The sequence below is a fragment of the Falcatimonas sp. MSJ-15 genome (assembly GCF_018918265.1).
Taxonomy (GTDB): domain Bacteria; phylum Bacillota; class Clostridia; order Lachnospirales; family Lachnospiraceae; genus Falcatimonas.
Map to the genome: position 1 here is coordinate 147,517 of NZ_JAHLQC010000009.1, position 11,096 is coordinate 158,612.

Here is an 11,096-nt window from a genome sequence, read left to right on the forward strand (position 1 = left end):
ATGAAGAGAAAACAATTATTAAGCGCAGCACTTGCAATGGTATTAGGTATTTCAACACTTGCAGGATGTTCAGACAAAAAAGAAACTAACAACGATGCACCTGCAGACAACAAAGCAAATGAAGAATCAAAAGCAGATGGGGATAGTGCTGATGGTCTTCCAGCTATGACAACTGATAACATTACTCTTACATATATGCACTTTGATAATGAAGAGCTTGTTAATTCTGTAGCAGAAGCATTCATGGAAGCATATCCAAATATTACTGTAAAAACAGAAGCTTATGCAGCAGATGGAGAATATAACAATACATTATTAAATCTTGTTCAGTCAGGTCAGACACCAGACTGTATGATGATTCTTGGTAACTGTGATTTTGCACTTTCTAATGCAATTCTTGGAGATATGACAGAGTATTGGGAGAACGATCCTGAGAATGAGAATATTCTTCCAACAATTAATTCAGCAAAACTTGGATATTATGGAACAGATAAGAAGTTAGCAACTCCTATTAAGTTCTTCCCAGATGCAATCTACTGTGATCTTAACGTACTTGAGACATTAAACCTTGAAGCACCAAGTACAAGCTGGTCATGGGATGAGATGATTGATTCATTCAAGGCAGCTACTAATACAGATGCAGGAACATATGGATTCAACCAGTTCCATTCAATAATTACATATTGTCCGGTTGCAAGTGATAAGAATTGTATTGGTGAATTCGGATGGGATGGCAAACAGTACAACATGGATTCATGGGCAAAAGGTGTTAACCAGTGGGCTGAACTTGTAAATGGTAAATATCATGCACCATTTGGTGATACAGATGAGATGGAAGCATGGACAGGCGACAGAACAATGTGGGCTGCATATACAGGTAAACTTGGATATCAGCTTGATGCATGGTGGACATATCTTAACTTATTCGATACACCAGAATATAGACAAAGAGGTATGGAATGGGTACCTTATACAACACCAATCGGTGAAAGCGGATATACATTCGGTGTACTTGACTTTGGTGGTATCTCATCATTAACAGAACATCCAAGAGAAGCATACGAACTCCTTAAATGGATGGGCTGGGGTGTAGACGGCTGGAAAGCAAAACTTAAAGCATACCAGGATACAACAACATATGCTGAGAACCCACTTTACAGACAGGCAATGCCATGTCCAATCACAACAGATGCAGACATCTGGGAAGAATTCCAGCAGAGCTTCTATCCAACAGCTAAGACAAGAAAATATGACTCAGTAAATGATCCAGTTAACAATGAAGCACTTGTAACAGCTGATGAAGATACTAAGTATGGTAAATACTTCGATGACTTCTTTGCAAACTGTAAGAATGCAATTCCATTCGGTGACTGTCAGATTCCTGGATTCTCAAGCTTCTTATCAACATCATATTTCGCAGTTGGTGATACACTTGGTGTAGAAGATCAGGTAAGACTTGAAGGCAAGAATGCTAATGACTTTGTAGATGAACTTGAACAAAAAGGTGTAGAAGCTAACAAAGAAGCACTTGAGGCAGCAAAAGAAGCATATTCAATGATTGGTATTGAACTTAATATTGGTGAATAATTAGAAGTTATTATTGAGTGACACGATCTGATTTACTTCTTAATATGTAGAATATCTTCTAAATAGATGCAGAGTATGTGTAGAATATCAGATGCATGATATGAATGTGATATGTGTAATATCAGAGGCATGATATGAATGTGATATGTGTAATATCAGAGGCATGATATGAATGTGATATGTGTAGTATCAGATACATGGCATAAATGTGATATATGTAGTATCGAATGCATGGTATAAATGTGATATATGTAGTATCGAATGCATGGTATAAATGTGATATATGTAGTATCAGATGCATAGTATTTTGGAAGATATATATAGCATAAGCAGGGGAGAGTACCTACAGAACGGTACTCTTCCCTGTTTTATATTATAGAAGTCCTTACTCAAACAGACTTATACCTGTATTCTAAAACCTATGGAATATTCATATGGTGTACGATTACAGGCTAAACTTGGCAGTAAGAACCCCACAGGCTTGCCAGTAGGAGTAGTCAGATAGATATACTAAGGCTTATATATAATGATTTTGATGATAAGAACGAATATTTGATTTAGATTCAATTTAGTAATTCTATTAATGTCAGTTACTATTATAATCTAAGAAAAGTAGGTAATTAATATGATTAAAATAAACAAAACTATATTGACAGCAGCAGTACTGTTAATGACATCAATAGCATTGACAGGGTGCAACAATAAAAATAATGATATACAGGGGGAATCATCTCAGATGGAATCAGTTAAGAATGAAAATGAAACAGAAAGACCAACACCTGCAGTCTTAAGTCAGGTAGAAACTCTTGCAGATGAAGAGGCTGTTGATGTTACATATAAAAGAGTATCAGTTCATGATCCGTCAGTAGTATATGCAGATGGACATTATTATCTCTTTGGTTCACATATGGCCTGGGCAAAAAGTGATGATCTCATGAATTGGGAGACATTTACAATGAATATTAATGATGATTATGGAACACTTTTTGGTAAAGAATGGGCTGAATATTGTAAGACAGATAATAATCCGGAACTTGGTGGTAATCTATGGGCACCAGATGTCATCTATAATGAAGATATGGGCAAATATTGTATGTATATGAGTGTTAATGGAAGTGATTATAATTCAGTTATAGTGATGCTTACAGCAGATAGCATAGAAGGACCTTATGAATATGCTGGACCAGTTGTATATTCAGGATTTGGAGAGAATCACGATCCTAATCTTACAGATGTCTATAAAGTGCTTGGAGAGGGAGCAGATCTTACAAGATATCAGTCAACTACTAATACTAAACTTAATGCGATAGATCCATGTGTAAAATATGATGAAAATGGAGATCTTTGGATGTCTTTTGGTTCATGGTTTGGCGGAATATATATACTAAAACTTGATAAGACAACAGGATTTAGAGATTATACATGTACATATGAGACAGTAGCTAATCAGTCAGATGCCTATTATGGATATAAGATTGCAGGTGGATTCACTGTATCAGGTGAAGGCTCATATATAATTCATGAAGGCGATTATTATTATCTATTTTTATCATATGGTGGACTTACTGCTACAGGAGGGTACCAGATGAGAATATTCCGTTCAGAGAATATATATGGACCATATACTGATGAAGTTGGTAATTCGGCAGTATATACTAAGAATGAGAATAATCTTTTTGCCAAGAACGGAATAAGAATTATGGGCTCTTATGAGTGGAGTGGCAGCAATGAGATGCGAGTTGCACAGGGACATAATTCAGTTATAGAGACAGAAGATGGTAAAGTATTGTGTGTATATCATTCAAGATTTGCGGATGGAATAAGTGGCAATGCTGAAGCACATCAAGTAAGAGTACAGCAGATGTTCATGAATGAAGATGGCTGGCTTATCTGTGCACCTTATGAATATAGTGGTGAGACTATAAGCAATGAAGAATATGATATTAATGATATGACAGGTGATTATGAGTTAGTAATTCATGTACCTACATGTTATTATCAGGAGAGAGATACATTTGGCAAATATGGATATCAAAAAGCTGTTAATATAATGCTTAATAAAGATGGTTCAGTCTCAGGTGACAAAGAAGGAACATGGACATACGAAAAAGGAACATCCAATATGAGTATTACAATCGACAAAGTGACATATACAGGTAAGTTCATTGAGATGGCTAATGAGAAGACATATAAAGGCGGCAAACATAAGTTAGTTATGACATTCTCAGCACTTGGAGATAATGTATGTGCATGGGGAAGTAAGAAGTAGAAAGGATATTTTGTAAAAATCACTATATTATCTTAGCATTTCCGTTTGGTGATTATCTAATGGAAATAAAAGTATATAAGTAATAAAAGAAAAAAATAGTGATTTACTGATATTAGTATGATATACTGTAATAGAATAAACAGATAAAATATCAAAGTGAATATCAGGAGGATGAAAAATGGATATGAATATTGTATGCCTTGACCTTGAAGGTGTGTTAGTACCAGAGATATGGATTGCATTTGCAAAAGAAAGCGGAATTCCAGAACTTACAAGAACTACAAGGGACGAACCAGATTATGACAAGTTAATGAAATGGAGACTTGGAATATTAAAAGAGCATGGTCTTGGATTAAAAGAGATCCAGGATACAATAGCTAAGATTGATCCAATTCCGGGAGCAAAAGAATTCCTTGATGAATTAAGAAGTATAACACAGGTAATTATTATAAGTGATACATTCTCACAGTTTGCAGGACCACTTATGAAGAAACTTGGTATGCCAACAATCTTCTGTAACACACTTGAAGTGGCAGAAAATGGAGAGATTACAGGCTTTAAGATGCGAGTTGAGAATTCTAAGTATTCAACAGTTAAGGCATTACAGTCAGTAGGTTTTGAGACAATCGCAAGTGGTGACAGTCATAATGATCTTGGAATGATAAGAGCAAGTAAGGCAGGATTCTTATTCAAGAGTACAGAACAGATTAAGAAAGATAATCCTGATCTTGAAGCATTTGAGACATACGATGAATTACTAGATGCGATTAAAAAAGCATTATAATCTATAATGTATAATAAAAGAATAGTACAATAAAAGATTAAACTAAAAACATTGTAGAAAAATCAAAATACATATTATTAAAAGTGGTCAAAAACGTTAAGTATGGAATGAAGAGATGTTTTTGGCTACTTTTTGTTTTTATATATTTTTTCGAAAAAGGACATTTAAAAACTCATATTTTTAATTATGTCATCCATTGTTCAATTTAGTCATTTTAAACGCAAATGACTAAATTAAAATTGGAAATGAGGTGATTGAATGAGAGACTATAACTACAGAAAAAAATGGCAAAAACTGTTAACACCAGAAATAGTTAAAAAACTTACGCTTATTAATGAATATAAAGGTGAACAGCGACTATTTATTGAGACGCACAAAGATGAACTTAATGAACTGATGGAAATTGCCAAAGTTCAAAGTACAGAAGCTTCTAATAAAATTGAGGGCATTTCTACAGCTGATGACAGGTTGAAAAATCTTGTACAGGCGAAGACAACTCCTAGAAATCGTGATGAATCGGAAATTGCTGGATATAGAGATGTGCTTAATACGATTCATGAAAACTATGATTATATTCCGATTAATGCTAATTATCTTTTACAACTGCATAGAGATTTGTATAAATTTCTTGGAAGTGTAGAAGGAGGAGTTTTTAAAAATTCAGACAATGTTATTCGTGAGATGGATAAAGATGGAAACGAGAAAATTCGCTTTAGACCGGTCCCAGCATGGGCAACACCAGATTCGATAGATGCTTTGTGTTTGGCATTTCGTGAAGCAAAAGGGGAAGTTGATCCGTTATTGCTTGATATGATGTTTGTTTTGGATTTTTTTAGTATTCATCCATTCAATGATGGTAATGGAAGAATTAGCAGACTACTTACATTGCTTTTACTATATCAGTCAGGTTTTATAGTTGGTAAATATATTAGTATTGAAAAGATAATAGAAGAGTCGAAAGAAACTTATTATGAAGCACTTCAGGACAGTTCTGTTAATTGGCATGAGAATGAAAACGATTATAAGCCATTTGTAAATTATATGCTTGGCGTTATTGTAAGTGCGTATAAGGAATTTGAATCGAGAGTAAAATTGCTTACAGATCCTGGAATTACTAAAACAGACCGTATTCAGGAGGTAATTAAGAATCATATTGGTCCAATTACAAAGACTGAATTAATGAATATGAATCCTGATATTAGTGATACTACGATACAGAGAACTTTGAGTGATTTGTTAAAAAATAAAAAAATAGAGAAAATTGGCGGAGGCCGTTACACAAAATATGTGTGGAAAATGGAGGAATAGATTAGATGATTACAGGTGAATTAAAAAATAAAATTGATAGTCTATGGGATACATTTGCAGCATGAGGACTGGTTAATCCTCTTGAAGTAATTGAACAGATAACATATCTTATGTTTATTCATGATTTGGATGATTCAGATAATACGAAAGCAAAAGAAAGTGCAATGCTTGGTCTTCCATATAAGAGTATTTTTTCAGAGGAAGTAAAGATTGGCGAAAGAACTATTGAAGGCTCACAACTTAAATGGTCAGTGTTCCATGATTTTCCAGCTGATAGAATGTATTCTGTAATGCAAGAGTGGGTATTTCCATTTATTAAGGCATTACACAGTGATAAGAATAGTGCCTATTCAAAATATATGGATGATGGTTGAAATGATGGATCCGGCAAGCGATGAAGTGATTTGTGATCCTGCTTGTGGAACATCTGGATTTTTGGTTGCATCAGGAGAATATTTAAAAGAAAAGAAAAAAGAAGAAATCTTTTTTGATAAGAAGAAGAAAGACCATTATATGAATCATATGTTTTATGGATATGATATGGATAGGACAATGCTTCGTATTGGTGCTATGAATATGATGACACATGGAATTGATAATCCATATATTGAATATAGGGATAGCTTATCAGATCAGAATCAAGATAAGGAAAAGTATTCGTTAGTATTAGCAAACCCGCCATTTAAAGGAAGTCTTGATGCAGAATCAGTATCAGGTGATCTGCTTAAAGTATGTAAGACAAAGAAAACAGAATTATTGTTTCTTACATTATTTCTTAGAATACTTAAAGTTGGTGGACGATGTGCGTGCATTGTTCCTGATGGAGTATTGTTTGGTTCATCTAAAGCACATAAGGATATTAGAAAGGAAATTGTTGAAAATCAAAGATTAGAGGCAGTTATTTCAATGCCTTCGGGTGTTTTTAAACCGTATGCAGGAGTTTCGACAGCTATTCTTATATTCACAAAAACAGAACATGGTGGAACTGATAATGTATGGTTCTATGATATGACAGCAGATGGATTTAGTCTTGATGATAAGCGTACTCCGATTGCAGATAATGATATACCGGATATTATAGAGAGATTCCGTAATCTAGATAAAGAAATTGAAAGAAAACGTACAGAAAAATCATTCATGGTTTCCAAAAAGGATATTGTGGATAATGACTATGATCTCAGTATCAATAAATATAAAGAAATTGAATATGTGCCTGTGGAATATCCATCAACATCAGAGATTATGGCTAATATTCGTAAAATCGAGATGGAGATTAGCGAGAATATGAATGAATTAGAAAAATTGTTAAATATATAAGAAAGGATATGCAAAACTGATAAATTCGGATTCGTCGGAAGCAGTCCCCGAAGCTGTCACGACCTACCAGTATGACCTTCAGGGCAGCCTGATCAGGGAGCAAAGCATAGATATCTGCAGACAGTATCTCTACAACGACTTCCACCAGTGCATCCAGACTGATGTTATCAGGGGAAGAGAAGAAGAGGCAGAAAGACTTGTACAGCAGAATTTCTATGATGGAGAAGGCTTACGCTTTGCCCTGATCGAGAACGGCAGCAATACCGGCTTTATCACAGACGGCTGGAATAATGTAACCGAGTTTGATGGGAACGGCAGGGTAAGGAAGAGAATCATCCGCGGAATGGGTATCGCAGCAAGTGAGGATATCGGGGAATCTGCTGATACAGCCAATGCATTCACTTCGTCATACCATTATTACCATGGCAATGAGCGAATGGATGTGGAATATATCACAGATGAATCAGGAAATGTGGTAAACAGCTATGCTTATGATGCATTCGGAAGTATAATAAGTTCCAAAGAGACCATTCAAAATCGGTATACTTACAATGGTGAAGCTTATGATAAGGCTGCAGAACAGTATTATCTTAGAAAACGATACTACAATCCAAAGCTCAGCCGCTTCATACAGGAAGATGAATACCGAGGTGACGGACTGAACCTGTATGCATTCTGTGCGAACAATCCAGTGATGTATGTGGATCCGAGTGGGTATGCAAAGAAAGATAATGTTATTAATATAATAATTATAGATAATACTGATTTTAAAGAAAGATTTCCAATATTAAGCAAAAAATATGATAAAATTTATATAGAAGGAACTGTTTATTCAAGAGTTAGTGTAAATAGTATTGATAGAACTGTATATCAGATGAATGATATTGATTGGGATTATGTTTCATCAAATCCTATTAATACCAAAGGATTGTCGAACAGAGCACTTGCACACTTAGGTAGAGTTCCTTTTGGAACAGATGATATGTGGATAGAGTTACATCATATAACACAAAATGAACCAGGAGCGATGATAGAAATGATGGGTAGCATGCATGATAAATATTCAAAACAACTTCATGGGTCAATAGAGTCAGGAGAAAGTTTTAGAAATGATTTGGATTTAAATGCGCAATATGAAAAATTTCGAAGCGAATATTGGAAAAAACGTATAGAAGAAGTAGATAAAAACGAAAAAACAGGCAAATGTGCAAGATAGGAGTTAAGAAAAGTATGGACACATATAAAAGATTTAGTGATTTACTTGAACAAGTATGTTTAGATGAAGGTGTGGAGCTAAATGAAATTTTTGATATGCCACAAAAGGATAACACAAACCTTATATTACAATTTGAAAAAAAATTTGAAGTTAAATTACCAGAGGATTATAAGTTTTTTTTGTTAAAATATGGGTCTGGTGGTATGGAGAATTTTGATTATTTTGGTATTGAATCAAAGAAGTGCAATATAGATATGTGTACAGTATCTTTAATGACTTCAGAGTATCGAAAAAAAGGAATGCCTAACAACTTAGTTGTTATTGAGTATGATGGTGACTATATAACTTGTATTGATACATTGAAAGAGAACAAGGGGCAAATTGTAACATGGTCTTGGCTAGATAATGGAAAAATTGTAGAAAAAGCAGACAATTTTGAAGAGTATTTTATTGAAAAATTAGAAGATTATGTATAAAAATAATGTAACTGTTATACCTTATATTCCTACGACACAGAACGCAATCTCGCATCCATGGAAACCAGAGACAGGAATGGAAACAGTTTACTTTCATACAGCTATCAGTATGACCACAACGGCAACCGCATACAGAAGCAGACACAGAGTTATGTGGAGGATTATCTGTATGATGAGCGCAACCGCCTGATGCAGAAGAGTGTAAAAAACAGCACAATAAAGAACCCGACAAACCCGGATTTGCCGGAAGCAGATATCACGACCTACCAGTATGACCTTCAGGGCAGCCTGATTAAGGAACAAAGTACAGATCTCTGCAGACAGTATCTCTACAACGACTTCCACCAGTGCATCCAGACTGATGTTATCAGGGGAAGAGAAGAAGAGGCAGAAAGACTTGTACAGCAGAATTTCTATGATGGAGAAGGCTTACGCTTCGCCCTGATCGAGAACGGCAGCAATACCGGCTTTATCACAGACGGCTGGAATAATGTAACCGAGTTTGACGGGAACGGCAGGGTAAGGAAGAGAATCATCCGCGGAATGGGTATCGCAGCAAGTGAGGATATCAGGGAATCTGCAGATACAGCCAATGCATTCACTTCGTCATACCATTATTATCATGGCAATGAGCGAATGGACGTGGAATATATCACAGATGAATCAGGAAATGTGGTAAACTGCTATGCTTATGATGCATTCGGCAGTATAATAAGTTCCAGTGAAACCATTCCGAACCGTTATACCTACAATGGTGAAGCTTATGATAAGGCTACAGAGCAGTATTACCTTAGAAAACGATACTACAATCCAAAACTCAGCCGCTTCATACAGGAAGATGAATACCGAGGTGATGGACTGAACCTGTATGCATTCTGTGCGAACAATCCGGTGATGTATGTGGATCCGAGTGGGTACAAGTGTGAGACCGGGGCAGAAGCTGATGGGGATACTGATGCAATAAGTGGGAATACTAAACGTTTGATTCCAGGTACAGAAGGTGTTGTTACTGGTGGAAGTTCAAAAAAATTGGGAGAAAACTTATTTAAAGAGATGCGACTAGACCCTAATACATCAAGAGCAGGCTATCAAGCTCAACATATAATTCCTAAAGAATTCAAAAATCATCCTATTTTGAAAAAATAGGCATAGATTTAGATGATGCAAGTAATGGTATTTTCTTGAGAAATCGTAAAAGTGGTGGAGTGAGCCCAATGTCAAGGCATCAGGGGGGCATGAGCAATATTCAAATGTAATTTTAGAGCGATTAAATGAAATGGATATAAATAAAAGCGTTCCAGAGCTAGAGCAAGAGGTATATGCTTTACAACAGTCAGCTAAAACTATGATGCAAAATGGTACACCAATTTATATGAAGGATTATGCACCTACACCCAGTAATAGTAATATAAGTGATATTTGCGAAAAAATATATGGAATTGATGCAAGTGTTAGAACAGAAGACTTTTTAAGGAGGATGTTAGAAAGATATGGATATTAATTATGAATTACTAGAAGAAACAAAAAAAGAAATTAATGAGATGTTTTTTTGGAAAGAGAATATAGAGATAAACAAAGAAGAATACGAAGTTATTAACGATTATGACCAAGCTTATGAGAATGCATTTGAAGTATTTTATGATTATGAAGATTTAGATGGATTGTCGTGGGTTGATATATTAGAGGAAAATATGGCAAAAATATGGGAAATAGTATTTCAATCTGATAATTATGCAGAACTTTCTAATATTATAAATAATGTAGATATACCAAAGATAGGAGAAAACTATTCTATAGACGATTCTGATGTAATTGATGAAATTGAATATGAGATTAGATTATGTGTAAAAAGCAGACTAGTTTGTGGAAAACAGAATCCTTTTTTTGAGAGTTTGTTTAAAGCATATAAACTAGGTGGCTGGCCATGTGGATGGAATGATGGGAAAATAGTAGTATATGTTCCTCAAAATGCAGATTAATCTGTAAGTGTTTCAAAACAATAAGTTCTTTATATCTTTAGGGGCGTGTGAAAAAACGAGAGTTTTTTCATGCGTCCTTTTGCTTATGGATGTAATAGTAGTTATATTACATAAAAAAGGGTATAGTTCCCCTTACCCCATAAGAATGCTATTATGAAAT

General features: G+C 34.9%; 10 protein-coding genes and 1 pseudogene. All 11 read left to right on the forward strand.

Translation table 11 applies throughout. The annotated features are described in order from the left end of the window. The 11 genes and pseudogenes from KQI85_RS08870 (at position 1) to KQI85_RS08920 (ending at position 10,936) form a co-directional block, all read left to right on the forward strand. Positions 1–1,587 (forward strand): ABC transporter substrate-binding protein, encoded by a 1,587-nt coding sequence (locus KQI85_RS08870; protein ID WP_216575729.1) that lies wholly within the window; start codon positions 1–3, stop codon positions 1,585–1,587. A 625-nt stretch (positions 1,588–2,212) separates the two neighbouring features. After that, positions 2,213–3,856 carry a glycoside hydrolase family 43 protein gene (locus KQI85_RS08875; RefSeq protein WP_216575730.1) on the forward strand — a complete coding sequence of 548 codons (1,644 nt, stop codon included), beginning with the start codon at positions 2,213–2,215 and terminating at the stop codon, positions 3,854–3,856. Between the two features lie 184 nt (positions 3,857–4,040). Then, positions 4,041–4,640, forward strand: a complete 600-nt coding sequence (gene thrH / locus KQI85_RS08880) for a bifunctional phosphoserine phosphatase/homoserine phosphotransferase ThrH (RefSeq protein ID WP_216575750.1) — start codon at positions 4,041–4,043, stop codon at positions 4,638–4,640. Positions 4,641–4,898: 258 nt separating this feature from the next. After that, positions 4,899–5,948: a Fic family protein gene (locus KQI85_RS08885; RefSeq protein ID WP_216575731.1), complete on the forward strand. Its 1,050-nt coding sequence runs from the start codon at positions 4,899–4,901 to the stop codon at positions 5,946–5,948. 5 nt (positions 5,949–5,953) lie between these two features. Next, positions 5,954–7,265 (forward strand): annotated as a pseudogene (locus tag KQI85_RS08890) (N-6 DNA methylase). A 343-nt stretch (positions 7,266–7,608) separates the two neighbouring features. Next, entirely contained in the window at positions 7,609–8,481 is an 873-nt protein-coding gene (locus tag KQI85_RS08895; RefSeq protein ID WP_216575732.1) for an RHS repeat-associated core domain-containing protein, read from the forward strand. Between the two features lie 14 nt (positions 8,482–8,495). Next, on the forward strand, positions 8,496–8,957 hold the full coding sequence (locus KQI85_RS08900) for an SMI1/KNR4 family protein (protein WP_216575733.1): 462 nt from the start codon (positions 8,496–8,498) through the stop codon (positions 8,955–8,957). A 57-nt stretch (positions 8,958–9,014) separates the two neighbouring features. After that, entirely contained in the window at positions 9,015–10,103 is a 1,089-nt protein-coding gene (locus tag KQI85_RS08905) for an RHS repeat domain-containing protein (protein WP_216575734.1), read from the forward strand. Between the two features lie 29 nt (positions 10,104–10,132). Continuing rightward, positions 10,133–10,213 (forward strand): hypothetical protein, encoded by an 81-nt coding sequence (locus KQI85_RS16925; protein WP_371820581.1) that lies wholly within the window; start codon positions 10,133–10,135, stop codon positions 10,211–10,213. Positions 10,214–10,233: 20 nt separating this feature from the next. Beyond that, positions 10,234–10,458, forward strand: a complete 225-nt coding sequence (locus tag KQI85_RS08915; RefSeq protein ID WP_216575735.1) for a hypothetical protein — start codon at positions 10,234–10,236, stop codon at positions 10,456–10,458. Further along, the gene (locus KQI85_RS08920; protein WP_216575736.1) at positions 10,448–10,936 is read left to right on the forward strand and encodes a hypothetical protein; all 489 of its coding nucleotides are present in this window, start codon (positions 10,448–10,450) and stop codon (positions 10,934–10,936) included. Before KQI85_RS08915 ends, KQI85_RS08920 begins: the two co-directional genes overlap by 11 nt. Positions 10,937–11,096 lie beyond the last annotated feature (160 nt).

Excerpts from the sequence above, each read along its gene's own strand:
- KQI85_RS08905 (WP_216575734.1), top strand. The coding sequence starts at position 9,015 with ATGGAAACCAGAGACAGGAATGGAAACAGTTTACTTTCATACAGCTAT.
- KQI85_RS08915 (WP_216575735.1), top strand. The coding sequence starts at position 10,234 with ATGGATATAAATAAAAGCGTTCCAGAGCTAGAGCAAGAGGTATATGCT.
- KQI85_RS08885 (WP_216575731.1), top strand. The coding sequence starts at position 4,899 with ATGAGAGACTATAACTACAGAAAAAAATGGCAAAAACTGTTAACACCA.
- KQI85_RS08870 (WP_216575729.1), top strand. The coding sequence starts at position 1 with ATGAAGAGAAAACAATTATTAAGCGCAGCACTTGCAATGGTATTAGGT.
- thrH (WP_216575750.1), top strand. The coding sequence starts at position 4,041 with ATGAATATTGTATGCCTTGACCTTGAAGGTGTGTTAGTACCAGAGATA.
- KQI85_RS08920 (WP_216575736.1), top strand. The coding sequence starts at position 10,448 with ATGGATATTAATTATGAATTACTAGAAGAAACAAAAAAAGAAATTAAT.
- KQI85_RS08900 (WP_216575733.1), top strand. The coding sequence starts at position 8,496 with ATGGACACATATAAAAGATTTAGTGATTTACTTGAACAAGTATGTTTA.
- KQI85_RS08895 (WP_216575732.1), top strand. The coding sequence starts at position 7,609 with ATGGGTATCGCAGCAAGTGAGGATATCGGGGAATCTGCTGATACAGCC.
- KQI85_RS08875 (WP_216575730.1), top strand. The coding sequence starts at position 2,213 with ATGATTAAAATAAACAAAACTATATTGACAGCAGCAGTACTGTTAATG.